Raw genomic sequence first — 22,577 nt, 5'->3', positions numbered from 1 at the left:
ATGGGGAACACCGCCGCGGTCGTCGCGGAGTACGTCCGTGCCACGGGGGTGCGGTTCGTATTCGCCTATCCGGGCGACCCGATCATCGAACTGATGGAGGCGCTGCGGGCCGCCGGCGTCGAGGTCGTGCCCGGCAGTCGGGAGGGCACGGCCGTGTTCATGGCGGAGGCGCAGGCGATGGTGACCGGTCGTCCGGGCGTCTGCCTGTCGACGCTGGGGCCGGGGTCGACCTCGATCGTGAACGGGGTGGCGGCCGCCACCTGGGACCGGGTTCCGCTGCTGGCGATCTCCGGGCAGATCGATGCCGGCCGCGAGGACCTGGTCACCCACCAGGTCGTGGACCACAAGCTGCTGTTCTCGCCCGTGGCCAAGTGGGCCGGTCGCATCGACCCCCGGTCGGTCGACGCCGTGCTGCGCAAGGCGCTGCGGCTGGCCGTCGCGGAGCGCCCTGGCGCGGTCCACCTCACCGGTTCCGCCGAGACGTTCGCCGCTCCCGCACCCGACACCGAGGTCGCGCCGCCGCCGCTCGACGGCGCCGCCGGAGGCGTCCGCGTCCACCTGGCACCCGGAGCCCCGGACCCAGCGGCGCTGCTGCGGGCGGCCCGGCGCCCGTTACTGCTGGCCGGGGCCGCCGCGACCCGGTGCGGAGCCTCCGGCAGCCTGATCCGGCTGGCGGAGGCGGTCTGCGCCCCGGTGGTGGTCGCGCCGATGGCCAAAGGGGTGTTCCCGGAGGACCACCCGCTCTTCGCCGGTGTCCTCGACATGGCCTGCAACCAGGTGCTCTGGGACTTCCTGGCGGGCAGCGACCTCGTCGTCGCCGCCGGGTTCGACCCCGTCGAGCTCATCAAGCCGTGGTCCCTGCGGACACCCGTCCTGCACGTCGACACCACGCCCAACACCGACCAGGTCTACCCCAGCGACTGCGAACTGGTCGGGGACGTCTCGACCGGACTGGACTGGCTCGCCGACGGCTGGCGGGGCGAGCCCCGCTGGAGCGAGGCCGATGTCGCCGCGCACCGCGCCCGGCTCCGCACGGCCTACTACGCGGGCCGGGTGGTCGGCCGTCTCAACCCCACCGACGTCATCGACACCGTCCGGGCCGGCGCTCCTCCCGGCACCGTCGTCACCTGCGATGTCGGCTCGCACAAACTCCTCGTCGGCCAGGGCTGGCAGACGCGCGAGCCGCGCGGCGTGCTCATGAGCAACGGCCTGTCCTCCATGGGCTTCGGGCTCCCCGGTGCGATCGGCGCCGGGCTGACGCTGGGGGAGGTCCCGGTTGTCGCGCTCATCGGCGACGGCGGTTTCGCCATGGCCGCCACCGACCTACGGCTGGCGGTCTCCCGCCGACTGCCGCTGGCAGTCGTGGTGTTCTGCGACGGCAGTCTCAACCGTATCGAGCTCAAGCAGCGTGCCCTCGGCTACCGGAGCACGGCGACCCGGCTGGACGAGGTCGACCAGGTCGCGCTCGCGGGCTCCATGGGCTGCGACGGCGTGCGCGTGACCTCGGTGGCCGAGCTGGAGAAGGCCACGGCCGGACTGGCGTCCCGCACCGGGCCGCTGCTCATCGAGGCGCGCATCGAACCCGCCCAGTACGAGGCCCAGTTCTGAACCCGTTCCGCATCCGACCAGTACGAGGCCCAGTTCCAGAGAGCGGAGCCGCAATGACCGTCGTAGCACAGCTGGCGGAGTTCGCCGTGGCCCAGCGGGCGGTACCACTCGCCGAGGACGTACGGCACGCGGCCGTGCGCGCGGTGGTGGACTGGGTCTCGGCCACAGTCCCGGGCGCGGAGACGCCCGCCGCCCGAGGCCTGACCGAAGCCCTCGCGCCGGCCCCCGGTCCGGCCCGGCTCATCCCCTCCGGGCGGACCGCCGACGTACGCACCGCCGCGCTGCTCAACGGAACCGCCGCCCACGCGGCCGAACTCGACGACATCTACCGCGACGCCTTCTACCACCCCGGCGCCCCGACCATCGCCGCCGCGTTCGCGGTCGGCGACCGACTGGACTGCTCCGGCGAGGAGTTCCTGCGTGCCGTGACCATCGGATACGAGATCGGTGCACGGATCGCCCTCGCCGTCGGAGCCGCCCACTACCGGAACTGGCACACCACCGGAACGGTCGGCACCTTCGGCGCCGCTGCCGCCGCGGCGGAGCTGCTCGGCCTGGGGCCCGAGCGGTTCGCGGGCGCCCTCGCGCTCGCCGCGACCATGGCCGCCGGACTGCAGGGGACCTTCCGCTCGCCCTCGACCGGCAAACCGCTGCACGCGGGGCACGCCGCCGAGGCCGGCGTGACGGCCGCGCTCGCCGCCGGCAAGGGGCTCGGCGGCGCCCTGGACGTGCTGGAGGGACCGGCGGGGTTCGGGGCCGCCACCGCCGGGATCACCGGCCTCACTGTCTCCGGTCTGGGCGAACCGTTCGCCGTCACGGCGACCACGGCGAAGTACCACGCCTGCTGCGGCCACACCTTCGCCGCGATCGATGCCGCGCTCCTGCTGCGTGCCGAAGGGGTACGACCTGAGGACGTCACGTCCGTGAAGATCGAGACCTACGAGACCGCCACCCGGGTCGCCGGCCGCACCGACCCCCGGGAACCTGACGAGGCGAGGTTCAGCCTGGCGTACACCGTGGCCGCCGCCCTCACGCTGGGCAGCGTGAGGCTGCGCGCCTTCTCCCCCGAGGCACTGCGGGACCCGGTGATCCGGACGATCGTGGCCCGCACCACGACCCGGGTGGACCCGGAGCTGGACGCGCTGGCCCCCGGCCGCCGGGCCGCGCGGGTCCGGGTCACCGACCGGCGGGGCACCGTACGCGAACGGCTACGGCTGACCCGCAAGGGCGACCCGGACGACCCGCTGGACGACGCGGAGTTGAGGGAGAAGTACGACGAGCTGGTACCCGGGTTCCTCGGCCGCGAACGCGCCGACGCGATCGCGGACACGTTGTGGAAACTGCCCGCTCTCCCGCGGCTGAGCGCTCTGGAATGGAGCTGAGCACATGCTGGACCAAGGCACCGGACTCCTCGTGGACGGGGCATGGGTGAAGGGCCACGACAGGCTCCCCGTGGCCGACAAGTACACCGGCGACGTCATCGCCGAACCCCACGTCCCCGGGCCGGACCAGGTCGACGCGGCGATCGCCTCGGCGGCCCGGAGCGTGGGCCGGCTCCCCTGTGCCCGGCGGGCGCTGGTCCTGCGCCGTGCCGCCCGGCTGCTGGACGAGTGGCGTGACCCGATCCTCGCCCAGTACGTGGCCGAGACCGGCTTCACCCCGGCGGACGCCGCCACCGAACTGGACCGCACCCTGCTGGTCTTCGAGCTCTGCGCCCAGGAGTCCCTCCGGCTGACCGGCGAGATGGTCCCCGTCCAGGCCGCCCCGGGCCACGAGGACTCGCTCTGCCTCACCCTGCGCACACCGGTCGGCGTGGTCGCCGCCGTCACTCCCTTCAACGCCCCGCTCAGCACCGTCGCCCACAAGCTCGCACCCGCGCTCGCCGCGGGGAACGCGGTGGTGCTCAAACCCGCGGAGCAGACCCCGCTGGGCGCGATCACCCTGGTGTGGGCGCTCGTCGAGGCCGGACTGCCCGACGGCCTGGTCCAGTTGCTCCCCGGCTCCGGTGGGACGGTCGGGGAGCAGGTGGTACGGCACCCCGCCGTCCGCTACATCACCTTCACCGGGTCGACCGCCGTCGGCCGGCACATCCGGGCCGTCAGCGGCCTCGCCCGCACCCACCTCGAACTGGGCGCGAACTCACCGACCTTGGTCTGGCGCGACGCCGACCTCGACCACGCCCTGCCTCTGATCGTCCGCGCCGGATACCGCAAGGCCGGCCAGGTGTGCACGTCCGTGCAGCGCCTGCTCGTGCACGAGGCGATCGCCGAGGAGGTGACCGGACGGCTCGCGGACCTCGTCGCATCCGTCCCGTACGGCGACCCCCGGGCACCCGGGAACCAGGTCGGACCGCTGATCGGCGCGGCGGCGGCCGCGCGGGCGGAACAGCTCGTCGCGGACGCCGTCGGTCACGGGAGCCGGCTGCTCACCGGGGGGAGCCGGTCGGGCTCGGTGATCGCCCCCGCCCTGCTGTCCGGGGTGTCGGAACGGGCCCGGCTCGCCTCCGAGGAGGCGTTCGCGCCGTTGGTCGCCATCGCCGCGGTGGGCGGCCTCGACGAGGGGGTGTGCCTGGCCGACGCCACCCGCTACGGCCTCCAGGCCGGCGTGTTCTGCCAGGATCTGGACGTCGCCCTCGCCTTCGCCCGGCGCGTGGCGACGGGCGGGGTGGTCGTCAACGACACGTCCAGCTGCCATCCCGACCCGATGCCGTACGGCGGAGTCAAGGACAGCGGCCAGGGCGTGGAGGGTCCCGCGTACGCGGTGCGTGACATGACCGACTCGCGGACCGTCCTGATCAGGCACCGGCCGCCCCGCGGTGCCTGATCCGCGGCCGGAACCGTCAGCTCTTGCCGGAGGTGGTCACCCACTGGCCGTCGACCCAGTTGCCGACCTTCTCGTAGCCGGAGCGGAACGAGCCGAGGTAGTCGACCGTCAGATCCCGTTCGGCGGTGGAGACCTGTGACGTGTAGCTGTCCGGGTCGTCCGCCGAGCCGCCCGTGGTATTGACCGCGCTGTTCGGGAACGGGTAGGCGGGCCGGGCGGCGGTGACATCGCCGCTGCTGTCGAGGCCCTGGCTGAGCAGGCTGTCAGGGGCCTGGTCCGCGGTGACCCAGTCGATGACCGCGGTGAGCGCGTCGATGCTGTCCGGGCCCTGGCCGCCGCCGCAGTGGGCCACGCTGGGGAGCAGGAGCAGCCGCGCGAAGTCCGTGGTGGCGGACTCGCCGCCCGTGACATCGCCGCCAAATGCACCACCCGCAACGGAAGCCGACTGCTGCCGTACATCAACACCCGCAACACCGCACGGGACATGGACATCATCCGCGGCATCCTGGGCGAGAGGAAGCTCTCCTACATCGGCTGGTCCTACGGCACCTATCTCGGCGCCGTCTACACCCAGCTCTTCCCTCACCACAGCGACCGCACGGTCCTCGACAGCGCTGTGGACCCGGCCAACGACAACGCCGTCGGCCTCAACTGGGCCATCACCTGCGCCGACAACACCGTCTCCTGGCCCCGCGACCCCGCCCGCTACCAACGGGACGCCCGCCACGAGAAGGCCCGCCACCCCCTCTACGGCGACTTCGCCGCCAACATCACCCCCTGCGCGTTCTGGCCCCGCGGCGCCGAACCCGCCACCCGCGTCGACAACACGGCCGCCGCCCTCGTCATACAGAACCAGTGGGACCCCCAGACCCCCCTCTCCAGCGGCCGTGCCCTGCACCGCGCCCTGCACGGATCGCGTCTGGTGTACATCCACGGCGGCCGCGGCCACACCGTCTACGCCCTCCCCGGCGCCCCCGCCTGCGTCACCCGCACAGTCGACGCCTACCTCACCGACGGACACCTGCCGAAGGCGGACCTCACCTGCAACTCCTGAGATCGGGCGCGGCCGAGCCTGCTGCACCGCCGGATCGAACACAACGGCGTACCGGATGCCGCCCGCCACCTCGCCGTCACCCTGATCGCCCGCACCCCACCGAAGTCCGGCATCCTCACCGGCACAATTCACCGTCTTCCCGAACGGAGCGACAACCGCCCCCGGGGCACAGGGCTCACGTAGGGACCAGGATCCAGTACCGTCGATCCGTTGCCATGGCGCATCGGGGCAGACGAGGTGCGCGTCGACGGCGAGCCGCAACACATACGCCGCCGGACCGGTTCGGGAGACGAGCCCGGCTGACCGCCGTACCGTGGCCGGCCGCGTGGCGGCCCGAACGGCTCACACCGAAGGTGCGCACACGCTGATCTCATCTCGACGGGACTGCTGTTGGCGAGGAACCGGCCGACCCGGGAGGCTCGCAGAGCGCCGGAGAACACCTGCGGCACTCTGCGAGCAGACCCTCTTCGAACCACGCTTGTCGGCTCAGCGCGCCCTGATGACGTGGAGGATCGTGGCCGCGTCTTTGTTGAACGTCTCGATCTCGTCATCGGTGAACGCGCGGATCTCGTCGAAGCCGAGCCCGACCACGGCGAGCACCCGTGTGCCGTCGTCCGGATCGAAGACAGGAAGTGTGAGAGAACCCCTCGCCCCGGCGGCACGGCCCGCCTTGACGGCGACGCCCGTGGGGTCGTTCTGGAAGTCGTCGATGGCGACGGCCTCCCGGCGCCGCAGGGCGGTTCCGGCCATCCCCTTGCCGAAAGGGATGACGGAGGTGCCGTTCTGCACTGCGGGCGGCAGGTTGTGCGCCGCCACGAGGGCGATCTCGCCGTCTCTCACGAGTCCGGCGAGGTGAACGGAGCCGAGGAAGCCGCCCTGCCGCTCCACGAAGGCGGCGAGCCAGGCGGCGATGTCGGGACGGGCGTTTCGTATCACGGTCTCATTGAGGGGGGTGGACATCTGTGCTCCTTGATGACGGAAAGAGTGGCAGAACGCAGGGGGCGGCCGTCGGGGGTCAGATGCCTGCCAGTCGCAGGAGCAGTGCCTTCACTTCGGTGGCCGCGTAGGCGTCCTGCTTCAACTCCGGCGCGGAGCAGAGGAGTACGGGGGCGTGGTCGGGGTCATCGGGCAGGCGGCCATGGCTGCCGCTCACGCGGGAGGGGTCCAGTGGGACCGTGCGGATGCGGTAGCGGAAACCGGCCTTCTTGCGCACCACCGAGCCGACGGCGCGGAGCTTCACCGCCGGGACCGTGTCGTCGTAGAGCAGCTCGGCCGGGTCGTAGCCGGGTTTGCGGTGGATCTCGACCTGACGGGCGAAGTCGGGGGCGCGGGCGTCGTCGAGCCAGTAGTACGTGAACCAGGCGTCGGGGTCGGCGATCACGACGAGTTCACCCGAACGCTCGTGGTCGAGTCCGTGGGCCGTCTTGCCGTCCGCGTCCAGGACCTGTGCCACGCCGTCGAGTTCACCGAGGAGCTTGGCGACCCCGGCGATGTCGTCCGGGTCCGTCACGTACACGTGGGCGATCTGATGGTCGGCGACGGCGAAGGCGCGGGAGGTCCAGGGGTCGAGGTACTCCATGCCGTCCTGGGTGTGCACCTCCAGCAGTCCGGCCCGGCGCAGGGCGCGGTTGATGTCGACGGGACGGGACGCGGGGGCGATGCCGTACTCGCTCAATGCCACGACGGTGGCGCCGGCCCGATGGAAGTGGTCGATCAACGGGCGGAGGGCGTCGTCGAGTTGACGTGCGGCGCGGATGGTCTCGGGAGAGGTGGGGCCGGTGCGCTGAGGCTCGTAGTCGAGGTGGGGGACGTAGACGAGGGTGAGGTCGGGCTGTTTCTCGTCGAAGATCTGGCGGGCGGCGCCGAGGATCCACCGGGTGGAGGGCAGGCCGGCGTTCGGTCCCCAGTAGGTGAACAGCGGGAACGGGCCCAGCCGGTCGGTGAGTTCGTCGTGCAGGGGCGGCGGCCAGGTGTAGCAGTCGGGTTCCTTGGCACCGTCGGAGTAGTAGACCGGGCGCGGGGTGACGGTCCAGTCGACGTCGGCGCCCATGGCGTACCACCAGCAGACGTTGGCGACCGTGTAACCGGGGGCGGTCTTTCGTGCCGTCGCCCAGATCTTCTCACCGCCGACCAGGGCGTTGTGCTGACGCCACAGCAGTACGTCGCCCAGCTCCCGGAAATACCAGCCGTTGCCCACCACTCCGTGCACGCGAGGGAGTTCACCGGTGAGGAGGGTCGACTGGACCGTGCAGGTCACGGCGGGCAGCACGGTGTCGAGGCGGGCCCGGGAGCCGCGTTCGCCGAGGGCGGCGACGGCGGGCATGTGTCGCAGCAGATTCGGGGTGAGGCCCACGATGTCGAGGACGACGAGGCGTTTCAAGACGGCTGCTCCTTGAGGCCGAGTCCGGTCAATCGGTTGCCGGCCCAGGCGAGTTCGGCGGCGATGCCGCCGGGGAGGTCGGTGGGGGGTTCGGGGAGGACGGACCAGGTGTAGGTCTCGACCTCGATGTGGTCGCAGTGGGCGGCGGGTCCGCCGAGGAGTCCGGCGAGTACGTCGGTGAGGTGGGCGGCCGTCGTCCGCAGCGGTGGCTCGGGGTCCGCATGCAAGGGAGCATGGAAGTGGGTCCGCCAGGGGCCGGGGGCCGCGGGGAGCCCGCCGTCCAGGGCCTCGCCGAGGTCGTCCGTGCCGAGCACGTCCCCCAGGTGAGCGGTCCGGGTCTGGTGCAGGAAACGGGGTTCGGCGAGTCTGCGCAGCGCGGCCTGGGCCGCGCCGTCTGTGGGGTCGGCCGCCTCGACGGCGCAGGAGGCCTGGAGCTTCACCACGGGGATACCCGCCTCGGACAGCCGGTTCAGGGCGGCGGCCGGGTCCTCGAACTGGACTGCGAGGTGGCAGGCGTCCAGGCAGACTCCGAGCCGTTCGGGGTCGAGGCCGCCCAGTTCCCGTACCGCCTGGGTGGTGGTCTCGACGACGCAGCCGGGCTCCGGTTCGAAGCCGACGCGGATACGGCGGCCGGTGCCGCGCTCGATGGCGGCCAGCCCGTCGGCCAGTCGGTCCAGGGCACTCCGGGCGGCCCCGGCCCGCTCCGCCGGCCAGGGCTCCCGCCAGGCCAGCGGCAACGTCGAGACGCTCCCCCGCTCGGCGTCGTCGGGCAGCAAGGCGGCGAGCAGCCGGGCGCAGTCCAGGGTGTACTCCAGCCGGGCCTCGTCCGCCCAGTCGGGGAGATAGACGTCCTTCTTGACGACGTCGCGGTGGAAACCGGCGTAGGGAAAGGCGTTGAGGGTGACGGTCTCCAGGCCACGGGCGGCGAGTTCGCTCTTCAGCCGCGACAATTCGCCTGCGTCCGCGACCAGTGCGGACACGACGTCACGCGCGAGCCACAGGCCCAGGCCCAGCCGGCCCACGCCCAGCCGTTCGCGCACAGGCTCGGCGTACTGGGCGAGCTGGGCCACGACGCCCTCCAGGTCCTCCGCCTGGTGGACGTTGCTGCAGTAGCCGAGGTGGACGACGGTGCCGTCCTGGTGCCGGAAGCGCATGGGCGGCTCACTCTCCCCCGCGGCGGATGGAGTTGCCCTGGAAGGCCGAGGCCTCGTCCGGCTTGGGCTCGTCGAGGTCGAGGCGGCCGCTCTGTCCGTAGAAGGCGACCGGGTTGCGCCACATGACCCGGTCCACCGTGTCCTCGTCAAAGCCGGCGGCGAGCATCGCGTCAGCTGTTCTGCGGGTCTTGAGCGGGTCCGAACGCCCCCAGTCAGCTGCCGAGTTGACCAGCACCCGCTCGGTGCCGTGCTCCTTGAGGATCTCGACCATGCGGTCCTCGCTCATCTTGGTCCTCGGGTAGATCGAGAACCCGGCCCAGCAGCCGCTGTCGAGGGCCAGCCGCACAGTGAGCTCGTTGAGGTGGTCGAGCAGGACGAGTTCGGGGGCGATACCCGACTCCCGTACCACGTCGAGGGTGCGGCGGGTGCCGGCCGCCTTGTCGCGGTGCGGGGTGTGAACCAGGGCCGGCAGCCCGTGGTCGACGGCGAGTTGGAGCTGCCGGGCCAGCGCTTCGTCCTCTTCGGGAGTCATCGAGTCGTAGCCGATCTCGCCGACCGCGACGACGCGGTCCTTGGCGAGATAGCGGTCGAGCTCGTCCAGCACGGGGGTGCACCGCGGGTCGTTGGCCTCCTTGGGGTTGAGCGCGATCGTGCAGAAGTGCTGGATGCCGAACTGGGCGGCGCGGTAGGGCTCCCAGCCGAGCAACGCGTCGAAGTAGTCGTAGAAGCTCTCGGGCGAGGTGCGGGGCTGGCCCAGCCAGAAGGCCGGCTCGACCACGGCGCGCACTCCGGCGGCGTGCATGGCCTCGTAGTCGTCGGTGGTGCGGGACGTCATGTGGATGTGGGGGTCGAAGATGCGCACGGTCAGGACTCTTCCTCAAGTGGTACGACCGCCCCGAGTGCGGTCAGGGCGCGGGTGGCGGCCTCGGGGCGAGTGGGTGCAAGGGTGCGGGCCCGGACGGCCAGGGTGTCCGCGATGTCGTGGTGGGGACGGACCAGGGGCCAGATGTCCTGCGGCACGTCCCGGCCGGCGGCGATGCGTTCGTGGGCGAAGTCGGCCAGCATGCGGGCCAGTTCCTCGTCGGCGCGCAGGTCGACTCCGGTCACGCGGGAGAGCGGGATGTCGAGGAAGACGCACTTGAGGACGGCCTGGCGGAATTCACCGACCGGGAGGTGGGCCGCGGTGTACGGGCCGAGGGCGGCTTCGACGACGCTGGTGTCGTTGCCGCGCAGGGCCTCGCGCACCAGGGTGAGGGCGAGGTCGCGGAACGGGTCCTGATCAGCGGCGGGGAGCAGCTGCAACGAGCGCAGGATCGCGCGCTGTTCGGCCGGATCCCCGTGCCGGTACAGGCCCGCCACCTCGTCGGCGAGGGCTTGGCCGCGCAGCGGAAGCGCGGTGAGCAGGGCGGCGCGCACCGCCTCGTCCGTCGTCCAGTGTTCGTCGAGGGAAGCTTGTCCGCAGCATCTTCGGGCCGCGGGGAACAGGGCCCGGATCGCAGTGGGCCGGTCGGCGATCCGAGCGGCCGAGGCGTCCAGCCAGATGCGGGCGGTCGGGCTCAGGAGGGGGCGGGGGTCGGGGGGTGTCGCCGGCGGGAGGAGAGGGGTGGGGGGCATGGCGGACCGAGCCTCCGGTGGGGCGGGAGGAGTAGGACAGGAAGGGGGTTACGCCACTGCGGCGCGGAGGAATTCGATGGAACGCCGGGCGACTTCGGGGGCGTCCAGGGCACCGCCCTGGATCTCCACGGAGACCAGCCCGCGGTGCCCGAGGGCGCGCAGTTCCGCGAGCACCGGCGGGAAGTCGACTTCGCCGGCGCCGAATTCGAGGTGCTGGTGGATACCGCGCCGCATGTCCTCGATCTGTACGTTCAGCAGCCGCGGCGCCGCCAGCCGGACGCACTCCAGCACGGGACGCTCCTCCACGCAGTGGGCGTGCCCGATGTCCAGGGTGATGCCGAACAGCTCGTGACCGCCCAGGAGTCCAGCCAGACGCAGACAGCGCTCGACGGTGTCGACGAGCATGTACGGCTCCGGTTCGAAGGCGAGCGCCACACCGTACCGCTCCGCCGTCTCGAGCACCGTCGCCAGTCCGTACGCCAGCAGTTTGAAGGCGTCCGCCTCCGACAGCCCGTCCGGCGCCGGGCCGCTGCACAGGTGCACGGTGGGGGACCCTAGGTCGGCAGCGATCCGAACGGCCCGGCGGAGCAGATCGGTTCTCCGTCCGTCCGTCTGCGACATCAGCGTCGGGAGGTGCTTGCGCCGGGGATCAAGGAGATAGGGCGCGCCGGTCTCCACCGTGACGTCCAGGCCGTACCGGTTGAGGGACCGGGCCAGGGCGGTGAGACGCCGGGACAGGTCTTCGGCGTACGGGTCGAGGTGGACGTGGTCGAGAGTGAGGGCGACGCCGTCGTAACCGAGGTCGGCGAGGATGCCGAGGGTCGCGTCGAGCCGGTGGTGGGTGAAGCCGTTGGTGCCGTAGCCGAACTTCAGGGGCGTGGGGGGTGGTTCCATACTGGTGGTACCTCACACAGCGTTCAGGTGGGGGATATGCGCCGGGCGAGCCGTCGCGCGAGGGGGTGGCCGACGCCGAGGACCGCGGCGGCGACCGGTGCCCCGGCTCGTGCGGTCAGCGCCGCCTGCAGCGGGATGAGAGCGAGAATTCCGGAGCCGACGGCCTTCCGCAGGTTCTCCCCGGAGGGCTTGCGGACGGCTTTGAGCTGGGCGCTCCCGTAGGCGCCGAGGTAGGCGAGGGCGGCGCCGACAGTGACGAGGGGGGTGGTCCCGACAGGGTTGGCGATGGGCTCGGAGGGAGTGAAGCCGGGTGTCGACCGGGGTGAGCCCCGGACGGTGAGTGCGGGCCCTGGGCGCACGGCGCCTGGGGCGAGGAGCGGGGGTGCGGAGCGCCGGACTTCCCGGACTGCCGCGCGTACCGCCGGAGCGGCGGCCGCGACTGCCGTGGCGGTGGAGGCGGCGAGGGTCACGGCCGGCAGTCGGGCGGGGGCGCCGTGGATCTCGTGACGGCTCAGGGCCATGAGCGTGTATGTGTGGGCTCCGACCAGTGTCGCCGGCCCCGCGCCCTTGCGCAGGGCCGTGCCGGCCCATTGGCCTGGGGCGGTCGCCAGCGCGCCTGTCAGGACATTCAGGGTGCGCGCTCCCGCCATGGCCGCCGGTCCCGCCGGTGTGCCCTTGAGACCGAGGTCGTAGGCCCAGATCAGTCCCGCCAGAGGTACCGTCCCCACAAGGCCGCGGCGCCCTCCGGTGACGGCGGCCAGTCCCAGACCGGCAGCCGTCAGACCGCCGGCGACGGCAAGCGCCGTACGGCGGGGCACCCGGCCCGACGGCACCGGCCGCTCGGGGCGCTCCACGGCATCGACGGTGGCGTCGGCGTAGTCGTTGAGGGCCATGCCGGCCCAGTAGAGGCACACGGACGAGCCCATGGCGCCGAGTGTCCGAATGCTCAGGGGATCTCCCGCAGCCGCCGCCCCAGCGAGCACATCACCGGGAACACTGAGCGCGGCTGGCGCCCGGACGAGAAGCGCGAGGTCGGAGAAGCGTCTCCGCTCTTTCATGAACCGCACCCTAATCCCAAAACTTGAAACTTCATGCGCATCACCCACACCGACGGAAGTGACAAAGGAAACACATGAGATACTTCCCGAATCCTCAACTCTAGGGTCAGAATGACGAGTTGAGGCGATTCGGGCGCCGTCGTCGCACCTGCCGCAGTCACCTCCACACCTCTTTCCGCCTCGACGACAGCACCGGCGGGGCGGCCGACACCGGCCTCGCTCTGCACGAGCAACGCCACAGGGAACGCGCCAGCGCTGCCACTACGCCTATCGCTCACACTCCGCAGCACCAGCACCTCCACGCAACGACCGGCCTCCTGTTGCGTCGCACCACGCGCGGCAGCACCCCTCTCACGGATGCCGTCCCCCCAGGCCTGTCCACCGATCAGCGAGCGGCGCTGTCGCCCTCTCCCGGCATCCCCGTGTACGAGCTGAGCGACCTCATGAAACCGAGGGCAATCTGGTGAGGCAGCCCTCCGCGCCGTCGCCACACTCCGGTGAAGTGGCGCCTGTGTAGGCGCCACCCGGAGTGGTGCTCGCAAATGGCTGCCGCGCACACGGCCGCGTCGCCCGCGTGATGGGGTCCGATGACCTGCAGGCCGACTCCCGTGAACCCGCAGGGCAAGGTGAGGGAAGGATGGCCGGCGCGGCCCAACGTCTCGGTGAAGCGATGGAAGCCGTAGACGGATCGCTTCACCGGCTGCCCGTCGACCGTCAACGGACCGCTCCCGCCGTCGACGAGCGGGATGAGACCGTCGCGTTGCACGCACAGTCCCCCAAACGCCGATCACCGGATTCTCCAAGAGGTCCTAACAAAGGCGCTGCATGTGCCGGTAGGTGATGAGGCAGGTGGCGAGGCCGAGGAATGCCTCGTGGATGTCGTCGCGTCGTTCCCAGCGGATGTGCAGGCGGCGGAAGGCGTGCGGCCAGGCGGTCGTTCTCTCGACGACGTACCGGAAGATGCCCAGCCCGGTGCCGTGGGGCGGGCCTCGTTCGGCGATGAGCGGGCGGATGCCCCGGGCCCACAGCAGGTGCCGGTACTTGTCGTGGTCGTAGCCGCGGTCGGCCAGCAGGGCGTCCAGGGGCCGCCCGGGACGGCCCACGGTCCCGGCGACGGACGGGATCTTGTCGACCAGAGGCAGCAACTGCGTGACGTCGTTACGGTTCCCGCCGGTCAGCGACACCGCGAGCGGGATGCCCTGGGCGTCGATGATGACATGGTGCTTGCTGCCCGGCCGTGCGCGGTCGACCGGGCTGGGACCGCTTTGAGGCCCCTGCGGGCCGCCCGCATGTGGGAGGAGTCGATCACCGCCCGCGACAAGTCCGGCTTCTTCGCCGCACGCAGCTTCTTCAGCAGCACCAGATGCAGATCGTCCCACACGCCGGCCTCGTTCCAGGCGGCCAGCCGCCGCCAGCAGGTCATGCCCGAGCCGAACCCCGGCTCCTGCGGCAGGTACTCCCACTGGATACCCGCGTGCAGCACGAACAGGATCCCGCACAACGCCTGCCGGTCCGGCACCCGAGGGCTGCCCTCGACCAGCTTCGGCCCCGGCACAGGCAGCAACGGCTCGATCAGCGACCACAGTTCATCCGACACGATCCACGGCCGGGACTGACGATTCCCCAGGACCAGACCAACGACCGCCCAAACCGAAAGTCACCTGATCAACAGCTTCTGTTAGGACCTCTTAGACCAGATCCCCCGTCCCGGACCGCGTAGCCGTCGATCGGGCAGCGGCACACCCGTCCGCCTCCGGCCCGGTCCGGGCGGCGCCCCCACCTCGAGGCCTCGACTCGTCCCGGTCGGCAGCGCGCTTCCCCCCTCGCATCGAACGCTCGATTCAATCGTCAGGACACTTGATTCGAGCGTAGAAAACCGGCATGGTGCTCGCATCGGTCTTCATGGCCACTGTTCCGGCAGCGAAGAGGTGCTTCATGGATGAGATCGACCGCGCCATCCTGCGGGAGTTGCAGGTGGACGGCCGGATCCCCTACGCCGACCTGGGACCCAAGGTGGGTCTGTCGCCGTCGGCCGCACGGCTCCGGCTACAGCGCCTGATCGACGCCAAGGCGGTGCAGGTGGTGGGGGTGACCGATCCGATGACCATGGGCCACCAGACGATGGCCCTGCTCGGCCTGCACATCGACGGCGATCCCCGAGCCGTGGCCGACGCGCTCTCACAGCACGACGAGGTCGTGTACGCGGTCCTGACCGCCGGGACCTTCGACCTGTTCGTCGAGGTCGTCTGCGCGCGGCCCCACGACCTGCTGGACTTCGTCAACGATGTCGTACGCGCCGTCGAGGGCGTCACGGCCGTGGAGAACTTCCCGTACTTCGCGATCCACACCCACCGTTTCCTGTGGCACGTCGACTGAGGCGGCCGTCCTCCCCGAACCGCCCCGCTCCCGCCCGCGCACCACGCCGAGGACCCCGTCAATGCCGCACACCGAGCACCGCACGATCGACTTCTTCGCCGAGGGCGCACTCCCCGCGCCTCGGACCACACCGGCCGAGGCGGAGCACATAGCCGCTCAGAACCTCGGAATCGCAGCGCATGCAAACTCCCTGGGCAGCCAGCAGGACGCCAACTTCGCGCTGCGGGACGGGGCTGGGTCGGTCCTGGCGGTTCTGAAGATCGCCAACCCCGCCTTCGGCCCCGTGGAGGTCGAGGCCCAGGACGCCGCCGCCGACCTGGTCGCTTCGGCGTACCCCGAGCTGCGGGTCGCCACCGTCCTGCGCCACCCCGACGGCACCCCCCGCCGCACGACGGTGGACACCGACAACGGGCTGGCCGTCGCGCGGCTGCTGCGGCACCTGCCCGGCGACGCGCTCTCCGGACCGCGGCACCTGTCCCCCGGCACGGTGGCGGCGATGGGCACGATCGCCGCCAAGATGAGCACCGCCCTGCGCGACTTCCGGCACCCGGGCCTCGACCGTGTGCTCCAGTGGGACCCGCGGCACTCCGACCGCGTCGTCGCACACCTCGCCCGACACATCGACGAGCCCGACCGGCGGACGGCCGTCCAGGACGCCACCGCCGAGGCCTGGGCCCGGGTCCAAGAGGTCGCCGCCGCGCTGCCGCAGCAGGCCGTGCATCTGGACCTCACCGACGACAACCTGATCCGCCGCCCCGGCAGCCGCCCGCCGATGCCCGACGGGGTCATCGACTTCGGTGACCTGACGACGAGTTGGGCGGTCGGCGAACTCGCCGTGTCCCTCTCCTCGATGCTCCACCACGACGGCGTCGAACCACATCACGTGCTGCCCGCCGTCCGGGCCTTCCACGCGGTGCGACCGCTGTCCGCCCCGGAGGCCGAGGCACTCTGGCCACTCGTGGTGCTGCGCGCCGCCGTCCTCGTCGTGAGCGGGCGGCAGCAGGCCGCCGTCGACACGGACAACGCCTACGCCACGGGCGCGCTCGACCGTGAGTGGCATGTCTTCGAACAGGCCGTCCGCCTGCCGCTGCCGGTGATGACCCGGCTCATCATGGACGCGATCGATCTCGCCGGCGTGCCTGTCGCGGCCGACGTCCCGGAACTCCCCCTGCTGCGCGGCATCGCCGCCGACGGCATCGCCGTACTCGACCTGTCCACCGACTCCGATTCCATGGACGGCGGGGCCTGGCTCGACTCCGGTGCCGAGGATGCGTACGCGGCGGCCGCGCTCACGAACGGCGCGGTCGCGACGGCCACCCGGTACGCGCAGGCGCGGCTGAGCGGGGCCCCTGCCTTGTCCGCGCGCTCCGGTGCGACGGTTCCCACCGGCATCGACCTGCGGCTCGGCCGCGCAACCGTGCTCCAGGCCCCTGGTGCCGGGGAGGTCCTCACCGCGAGGGCCGGGACCTTGGAGATCACCCACGGCGCGTTCGTGCTGACGGTGTCCTTCCCCGCCACCGCTCCCGCGGTCGCGGCCGGTGCGACGGTGAGGGCGGGCGACGACCTGGTCCACCTCCCCGCCGGGAGCCGCGCCCGCCTCACACTGCGCGGGTCCGACAGCCCGGAAGTCCCGCCTCTGGTGCGTCCCGAGTACGCCGCCGGCTGGCTGCCGCTCACCGCCGACCCCGCCCCGCTGCTGGGTCTGCCCGCGACCGACCGCACGGAGCGCGCCGACCTGCTGGAGCGGCGCGGCGCCGTGTTCGCGACGGTGCAGGAGCACTACTACGCCGCCCCGCCCCGGATCGAACGGGGCTGGCGCCACTTCCTGCTGTCCACCGAGGGCCGCTCCTACCTGGACATCGTCAACAACGTCACCCCGCTGGGCCACGCCCACCCCCGCGTCGAACAGGCGGTGGCCCGGCAGTTGCGGCGACTGAACACCAACTCGCGGTTCCACTACGCCTCGGTCGTGGAGTTCACCGAACGCCTCACGGCTCTGCTGCCCGAGCCGCTCGACACCGTATTCCTGGTCAACTCTGGCTCCGAAGCGGTCGACCTGGGCCTGCGGCTGGCCATCGGCGCCTCCGGCCGACCCGACGTGGTCGCCGTGCGGGAGGCCTACCACGGCTGGACCTACGCCTCCGACGCAGTCTCCACCTCCCTCCAGGACAACCCGAACGCCCTGGCCACCCGCCCCCGTTGGGTCCACACCGTGGACTCGCCCAACTCCTACCGGGGCCGCCACCGCGGGACGGACGCGGCACGCTACGCGCCGGAGGCCGCGGCGGTGATCGACGGACTGGCCGCCGCCGGGCACCCCGCCGGGGCGTTCGTCAGCGAGACCTTCTACGGCAACGCGGGCGGGGTCGCCCTGCCCGACGGCTACCTCGCCGAGGTGTACGCGGCGGTCCGCCGGCACGGCGGCCTGACCGTCGCCGACGAGGTCCAGGTCGGCTACGGCCGACTCGGCCACTGGTTCTGGGGCTTCGAGCAGCAGCAGGTCGTCCCCGACATCGTCTGTGTGGCCAAGGCCATGGGCAACGGGCACCCGCTCGGCGCCGTGATCACCTCCCGGCAGGTCGCCGACCGGTACCGCGAGCAGGGCTACTTCTTCTCCTCCACCGGAGGCAGCCCAGTCTCCAGCGTCGTCGGCCTCACCGTCCTGGACACCCTGCGCGACGAGGACCTCCAGGGCAACGCGGTCCGGGTCGGCGGCCATCTCAAGAACCGGCTCCGGGTCCTGGCGAACCGCCACCCCGTCATCGGCACGGTCCACGGCTCGGGCCTCTATCTCGGCCTCGAACTCGTCCGCGACCGGACCACCCTGGAGCCGGCCACCGAGGAGACCGCCGAACTCTGCGACCGCATGCTCGACCTCGGCGTCGTCGTCCAGCCCACCGGTGACCACCTCAACATCCTGAAGATCAAGCCCCCGCTGTGCATCGACACCACGGCCGCAGACTTCTTCGCGGACACACTCGACCTGGCCCTGACCCAACTCGGCCACGCCGGCTGACCTCAAGCTCACTGGAGAAAAGCGAAGATGATGGACACGATCGTCGTCGGGGCGGGAATGGCCGGCCTCACCGCGGCGCGGCTGCTGCACGCCGCGGGACAGCGGGTGGTGGTGCTCGAAGCACGGGACCGCGTCGGCGGGCGGCTGTGGACGGACCGCACGGCGGGGTTCTCCGTCGACCGCGGCGCCTCATGGATCCACGGCCTCACCGGCAACCCGCTCACGGATCTCGTCACCGCGCTCGGGATGGAGACGCGGGAGTTCACGGTGGGGAGCTTCCAGGCCGGCGGACGGCCGATCGCCGACTACGACGAAGCGGGGCACCTGCTGGACCACGACGCGACACGGCGATGGACCGGCGACGTCGACACGGCGGACGCGCTCTTCCAACAAACCATCGCGGTGTCCGGCTCCGAGGAGAGTTACGCCGCCGCGGCCGAGCGCACCCTTACCGCGACCGGATGGGAACCCGAACGCGCCGAACGGCTCCGCGTGTTCTATCGGCACCGCACGGAGGAACAGTGTGGCGCGGAGGCCGAGCAGGTCGCCGCGCACGCCCTCGACGAGGACACCATCGACGGTGACGAAGTCATCTTCCCAGGCGGCTACGAGATGGTTGCCCACGCTCTCGCGGAAGGCCTCGACGTGCGTCTGGGAATGACCGTGACCGCAGTCACCAGGTCGGCCACCGGTGTACGGGTCGGCACGGAGACCGAGTCCTTCGACGCCGCCCAGGTGGTCGTCACCGTGCCGTTGGGCGTGCTCAAGGCAGGGGCGATCGAGTTCACTCCCGCTCTGCCCGACGCCGTCGCGGGACCGATCGCCCGACTCGGCATGGGCGTGTTCAACAAGGTCTTCCTGCAGTTCCCGGAGCGGTTCTGGCAGCACGATGTCTACGCGATCCGGCAGCACGGCCGGCCCGGCGTCCCCTGGCATTCCTGGTACGACGTCTCCGTGGTGAGCGGCGAGCCGATGCTGCTGACCTTCGCCGGCGGCGCCTGGGGCCGGGAGATTGAGCAAATGTCCGACGAAGAGGTGGTCTCGTCGGTGCTCCGCTCCCTGCGCACGATCTACGGCGACTCCCTCCCCGACCCGGTGGCGCATTGGATCACGCGCTGGGGCATCGACCCGCTGGCCCTCGGCTCGTACTCCTACGTTGCCGTCGGCTCCTCGCACGCCGACCACGACGCGATGGCGGGCCCCGTCGACGGCGTGCTCCACTTCGCGGGAGAGGCGACGTGTGGCCACGAGCCGGCCACCGTCCACGGCGCGCTCCACTCGGGACATCGCGTGGCCGAACGCATCCTCGGTGCACCGGTCTCCCTGGCCGGACTCGCCATGGGAGTGCCCTTTTCGAGGTGACGCGTCCAGGCGCAGCTCCGCAGCGACCGGAATCGCCCGGCGGGAATTGACGTGCAGGTACGCCGTGCGGAAGACGGTACGACCGCTGTTGGCGAGGCGTCCGAGGACCTCGTCGAACAGCAGCGGGAGGGCGCTGCCGTGGCGGGATCTCGCCGACGGGTACTTCGTCGGGCCCACCGTGTTCGCGGACGTGGACCCGCGCGCGGAACTCGCCCAGCGGGAGTGTTCGCCCCGCTGCCGGCCATCACCCCGTTCGGCACCGACGACGAGGCCGCCATGATCGGTCGGCGCGAGCGTCAACGTGACGTCGGCGTCCAGGAGACCCAGGAGCGCGGGATCGTTGCTGTCCACGACGGCCAGAACCGGGACGTGGAGCGTGCAGGCCAGTGTCGCCAGGACCTGGGAGGCAGACGGCAGGCGGTCCCCGGACAGCGGGCAACCGGGCGCTGTGTGCGCTCCGGAGGCGGTCCACGACCCCGAGAGCCGGGCCGTCGGCATACGGGGCGGTCTCGGCGATCGCCCCGGCAGTCAGGTCGCTGCCGTCGTCGATCATCAGGGGAGCCTGCCGCAGCCGCTGGGCGACCTCCTGCTCGTGCGGAGTCAGCGGGCCCTGCTTCAGACACAGGTACTCCCCGCAGGTCTCGGCGGGCAGAATCCGGCGGAAGATGTCGTCAGCGCTGGGCCTGGATGCGTCCGGCCAGGATGTCCAGTGCGGACAGCCCGATGGGCGGGCCGCTCGCCGGGGCGGAGTCCAGGGCGGTGCCGATCGCGTCGCCGAGCGTGGCGGGCCGACGGGGCAGGCTGTCGCGGGGCGAAGGGCTCACTGCGTCTCCTGCGGTCACCGCGCCGGCGGCCGTGGTCGGATCGGATGACGGAGCACGGTGAATCGGGCCGTCGGGCAGCAGGACCGCGACCGGTGCGGAGCCGTGCAGGAGCACCTGCGGCTCCCCCAGAGCCGCCCGGCTGGCAAGCTCGCCGAAGTCCCGCTGAGCGGCACTGAGGGTACAAGGGGCGAAGTCCTCGGAATTCCGGGCGGCGGGAAACCGGTCCAGCGGTATCAGCACCACGCTCACCACGGCGCCCTGTCACGCTTCTGGATCCGCATGGTCTGCCCGCTCGCGACCAAGGCATACAGATAGAACGGAACCATATGATCGCGGAGTAGTCACAGGACCTATCGGACACCGCCTGGTTGGCTGCCTGGTTCCTCGCCTCCGAGATCACTGCCTTGCTGCTGCGGCTGCGCAGGCCGACCGGGTCACCGCGGGAGGAGTCCTGACGGCGGCGACCGGGTCCGGCCCGGTGCGGGGCCGACGACTCGGCGACCCGGGACCGAGTGAGGGGGCAGGAGCCGCGTGTCCGGTCAGCGACGGATGAGGCCGAGGTGAGTGGCGGTGGCTACGGCGGCGGTGCGTGAGTCGACGTCGAGTTTGGTGTAAATGCGGACGAGGTGCGACTTGATGGTTCCCTCGGTGAGGTGGAGGCGATGGGCGATGGCCTGGTTGGACAGGCCGTCGGCCACCAGGGTGAGGACCTCGGTCTCGCGTCGGGTCAGGGCGGTGCCGGGTCTGCGCAGTCGGTTCATGAGCCGTTCGGCGACCGAGGGGGCGAGGGCGGTACGCCCGGCGGCGGCGGCGCGTACGGCGGCAGCCAGGTCCTCCGGCGGGGCGTCTTTGAGGAGGTAGCCGGTAGCGCCGGCCTCGATCGCGGGCAGGGTGTCGGCGTCGGAGTCGTACGTGGTGACGACCAGCACGCGGGGGGCGCCGGGGCGGGCGGTGATCCGGGCGGTGGCTTCGGCGCCGCCCATTCCCTTGCCGAACTGCAGGTCCATGAGGACGACATCGATGCCGCCCTCGGCGGCGCGGACGATGGCCTCCTCCGCGGTGGCGGCCTCGGCCACGACGACCAGGCCGGGTTCGGTTTCCAACACGGCGCGCAGTCCCGCCCGCACCACGGGATGGTCGTCGGCCAGGAGGAGACGGATGGGGACCTCGGTCACGGGCGGGCCTCAGGCTCGGTGCGCGGAGTGCGGGGGAGCCGGGCGACCAGGGCGGTGCCGTGGCCGGGGGCGGACTCGACGGTGAGGTTGCCGCCGAGGGAGTGCATTCGGGCGCGCATGGCGGCCAGGCCGAAGCCGCCGCTGTCGGGGCCGTGCGAGTGGTCGGCGGCGAAGCCGTGCCCGTCGTCGACGACGCCGAGGGCTATGTGGTCGCCGAGGTCGCCGAGGGTGACCTCGACGGTGGTGGCGTCGGCGTGGCGGACCGTGTTGGAGAGGGCGGACTGAGCGATGCGCAGCAGGGCGACCTCGTGCGCCGTCGGCAGCGGTGCCGGGTCACCGGCCTGGTGGAAGCGCGCGGTGAGGGGATGACGGGCGCTGATGGTGATGCACAGACGCTCCAGCGCGCCGGCCAGGGTGGTGCCTTCCAGCGCGGGTGGGGTGAGGGCGGCCACGAAACGACGGGCTTCGGCGAGGTTGTCCATGGCGGCCTGGCGAGCCGCCTCCACATGGCGAGCAGCCGTGTCGGCCTGACCTGGCAGGGCACGTTCGGCGGCCCGCAGCAGCAGCTGGATGCTGGACAGTCCCTGGGCGAGCGTGTCGTGGATCTCGCGGGCCAGACGTTCCCGTTCGGCGAGCACCCCCGCGGTGTGCTGGGCGGCGGCCAGGTCGGCGCGGGTGGCGGTGAGTTCCTCGATCAGGCGTCGGCGCTGTTCGCTCTCCCTGTACAGGGCCTGGTACCCCCACACCACCGCGACCGCGACGGAGGCGCCGAGGGTGGGGCCGATCGCCATGGCCGGGCTGAAGGAACGCTGGTGGGCGGCGAACCCGGCGACAGCCGCGACTGTGGTCGCGGCCACGGCGGCCACCCCGGCGCGGCGGGGCAGCAGATGAAGCTGCAGGAAGTACAGCGGGAAGGCCACCCAGACCGCGTCGGCGGACAAGGAAAGCAGGATGAGCCAGCAGGCGCCGACGATGCCGAGCCAGCCCGCCGCGGACTGCCGGGACCGGCGGACGCGCGGCAGGAGCGGCCCGGCCGTGGACGCCCCGGCGCAGGCCGCGGCCACGGCGACGGTCACAGCAGCGTGAGCCTGGCCTTCCGCCAGGGCCCGGCCGGCGGCGAGGGCGAGGAGGCCGAGGATCAGGAGGTGCAGGCACCAGGCCAGGGCACGGGTGGTCGGGGTCAGCGGATGCGCAGCGGTGTTCACAGTGCTTCCCAGGTTACGGAAGGCGGGAGTCCCG

General features: G+C 71.8%; 18 protein-coding genes and 1 pseudogene. 7 read left to right on the top strand and 12 right to left on the bottom strand.

Features of this window, described 5'->3' with window-relative positions:
• The 3 genes from ACIPSJ_RS26590 to ACIPSJ_RS26580 are packed head-to-tail and all read left to right on the top strand — an operon-like array spanning window position 1 to window position 4,431.
• The gene (locus tag ACIPSJ_RS26590; protein WP_401349631.1) at window positions 1–1,608 is read left to right on the top strand and encodes a thiamine pyrophosphate-binding protein; all 1,608 of its coding nucleotides are present in this window, start codon (window positions 1–3) and stop codon (window positions 1,606–1,608) included.
• A gap of 53 nt (window positions 1,609–1,661) precedes the next feature.
• Window positions 1,662–2,990 carry an MmgE/PrpD family protein gene (locus ACIPSJ_RS26585; protein WP_401349629.1) on the top strand — a complete coding sequence of 443 codons (1,329 nt, stop codon included), beginning with the start codon at window positions 1,662–1,664 and terminating at the stop codon, window positions 2,988–2,990.
• Between the two features lie 4 nt (window positions 2,991–2,994).
• Window positions 2,995–4,431 (top strand): aldehyde dehydrogenase family protein, encoded by a 1,437-nt coding sequence (locus ACIPSJ_RS26580; RefSeq protein ID WP_401349627.1) that lies wholly within the window; start codon window positions 2,995–2,997, stop codon window positions 4,429–4,431.
• Between the two features lie 16 nt (window positions 4,432–4,447).
• On the opposite strand, the gene ACIPSJ_RS26575 is transcribed toward ACIPSJ_RS26580, so the two are convergent.
• Window positions 4,448–4,783, bottom strand: coding sequence for a tannase/feruloyl esterase family alpha/beta hydrolase (locus ACIPSJ_RS26575; RefSeq protein ID WP_401349625.1), 336 nt, complete (start codon window positions 4,781–4,783; stop codon window positions 4,448–4,450).
• Here ACIPSJ_RS26575 and ACIPSJ_RS26570 point away from each other — a divergent pair.
• Window positions 4,775–5,485, top strand: coding sequence for an alpha/beta hydrolase (locus ACIPSJ_RS26570; protein ID WP_401349622.1), 711 nt, complete (start codon window positions 4,775–4,777; stop codon window positions 5,483–5,485). The two genes, ACIPSJ_RS26575 and ACIPSJ_RS26570, sit on opposite strands and share 9 nt — an antisense overlap.
• A 486-nt stretch (window positions 5,486–5,971) precedes the next feature.
• On the opposite strand, the gene ACIPSJ_RS26565 is transcribed toward ACIPSJ_RS26570, so the two are convergent.
• The 8 genes from ACIPSJ_RS26565 to ACIPSJ_RS26530 form a co-directional block, all read right to left on the bottom strand.
• Window positions 5,972–6,445: a GAF domain-containing protein gene (locus ACIPSJ_RS26565; protein WP_401349619.1), complete on the bottom strand. Its 474-nt coding sequence runs from the start codon at window positions 6,443–6,445 to the stop codon at window positions 5,972–5,974.
• 55 nt (window positions 6,446–6,500) lie between these two features.
• Window positions 6,501–7,808 (bottom strand): alkaline phosphatase family protein, encoded by a 1,308-nt coding sequence (locus ACIPSJ_RS26560; protein ID WP_401350118.1) that lies wholly within the window; start codon window positions 7,806–7,808, stop codon window positions 6,501–6,503.
• 53 nt (window positions 7,809–7,861) lie between these two features.
• A complete protein-coding gene (gene eboE, locus ACIPSJ_RS26555; protein ID WP_401349617.1) occupies window positions 7,862–9,019 on the bottom strand; it encodes a metabolite traffic protein EboE in 1,158 nt (385 codons plus the stop codon).
• A gap of 7 nt (window positions 9,020–9,026) precedes the next feature.
• A complete protein-coding gene (locus ACIPSJ_RS26550; RefSeq protein WP_359226871.1) occupies window positions 9,027–9,881 on the bottom strand; it encodes a TatD family hydrolase in 855 nt (284 codons plus the stop codon).
• 2 nt (window positions 9,882–9,883) lie between these two features.
• Window positions 9,884–10,633 carry an EboA domain-containing protein gene (locus tag ACIPSJ_RS26545; protein WP_401349614.1) on the bottom strand — a complete coding sequence of 250 codons (750 nt, stop codon included), beginning with the start codon at window positions 10,631–10,633 and terminating at the stop codon, window positions 9,884–9,886.
• A gap of 48 nt (window positions 10,634–10,681) precedes the next feature.
• Entirely contained in the window at window positions 10,682–11,527 is an 846-nt protein-coding gene (locus ACIPSJ_RS26540; RefSeq protein WP_401349611.1) for a sugar phosphate isomerase/epimerase family protein, read from the bottom strand.
• A 23-nt stretch (window positions 11,528–11,550) separates the two neighbouring features.
• Complete coding sequence (locus tag ACIPSJ_RS26535) at window positions 11,551–12,585, bottom strand: SCO3242 family prenyltransferase (RefSeq protein WP_401349609.1); 1,035 nt, start codon at window positions 12,583–12,585, stop codon at window positions 11,551–11,553.
• A gap of 809 nt (window positions 12,586–13,394) precedes the next feature.
• Window positions 13,395–14,185, bottom strand: a protein-coding gene (locus tag ACIPSJ_RS26530) for an IS5 family transposase (protein WP_401350116.1) whose coding sequence is annotated in 2 segments (ribosomal slippage) — window positions 13,395–13,864 and window positions 13,864–14,185 — 792 coding nt in all. Because the reading frame shifts where the segments join, the coding sequence is not laid out codon by codon here.
• Window positions 14,186–14,520: 335 nt separating this feature from the next.
• On the opposite strand from ACIPSJ_RS26530, the gene ACIPSJ_RS26525 reads away from it, so the two are divergent.
• From ACIPSJ_RS26525 to ACIPSJ_RS26515, 3 genes and pseudogenes are all read left to right on the top strand, one after another.
• On the top strand, window positions 14,521–14,961 hold the full coding sequence (locus ACIPSJ_RS26525) for an Lrp/AsnC family transcriptional regulator (RefSeq protein WP_401349606.1): 441 nt from the start codon (window positions 14,521–14,523) through the stop codon (window positions 14,959–14,961).
• A gap of 61 nt (window positions 14,962–15,022) precedes the next feature.
• Window positions 15,023–17,977, top strand: coding sequence for an aminotransferase (locus tag ACIPSJ_RS26520; RefSeq protein WP_401349603.1), 2,955 nt, complete (start codon window positions 15,023–15,025; stop codon window positions 17,975–17,977).
• 24 nt (window positions 17,978–18,001) lie between these two features.
• Window positions 18,002–19,339, top strand: a pseudogene (locus ACIPSJ_RS26515) (flavin monoamine oxidase family protein); the annotation flags it as partial.
• 671 nt (window positions 19,340–20,010) lie between these two features.
• On the opposite strand, the gene ACIPSJ_RS26510 reads toward ACIPSJ_RS26515, so the two are convergent.
• The 3 genes from ACIPSJ_RS26510 to ACIPSJ_RS26500 form a co-directional block, all read right to left on the bottom strand.
• Window positions 20,011–20,163 (bottom strand): hypothetical protein, encoded by a 153-nt coding sequence (locus tag ACIPSJ_RS26510; protein WP_401349601.1) that lies wholly within the window; start codon window positions 20,161–20,163, stop codon window positions 20,011–20,013.
• A gap of 539 nt (window positions 20,164–20,702) precedes the next feature.
• Window positions 20,703–21,338, bottom strand: coding sequence for a response regulator (locus tag ACIPSJ_RS26505; protein ID WP_401349599.1), 636 nt, complete (start codon window positions 21,336–21,338; stop codon window positions 20,703–20,705).
• Window positions 21,335–22,543: a sensor histidine kinase gene (locus ACIPSJ_RS26500; protein WP_401349597.1), complete on the bottom strand. Its 1,209-nt coding sequence runs from the start codon at window positions 22,541–22,543 to the stop codon at window positions 21,335–21,337. Before ACIPSJ_RS26500 ends, ACIPSJ_RS26505 begins: the two co-directional genes overlap by 4 nt.
• Window positions 22,544–22,577: the final 34 nt, after the last annotated feature.

This window comes from Streptomyces sp. NPDC090088 (genome assembly GCF_044747345.1).
Taxonomy (GTDB): domain Bacteria; phylum Actinomycetota; class Actinomycetes; order Streptomycetales; family Streptomycetaceae; genus Streptomyces.
This window is presented reverse-complemented; position numbering and strand designations above follow the sequence as displayed.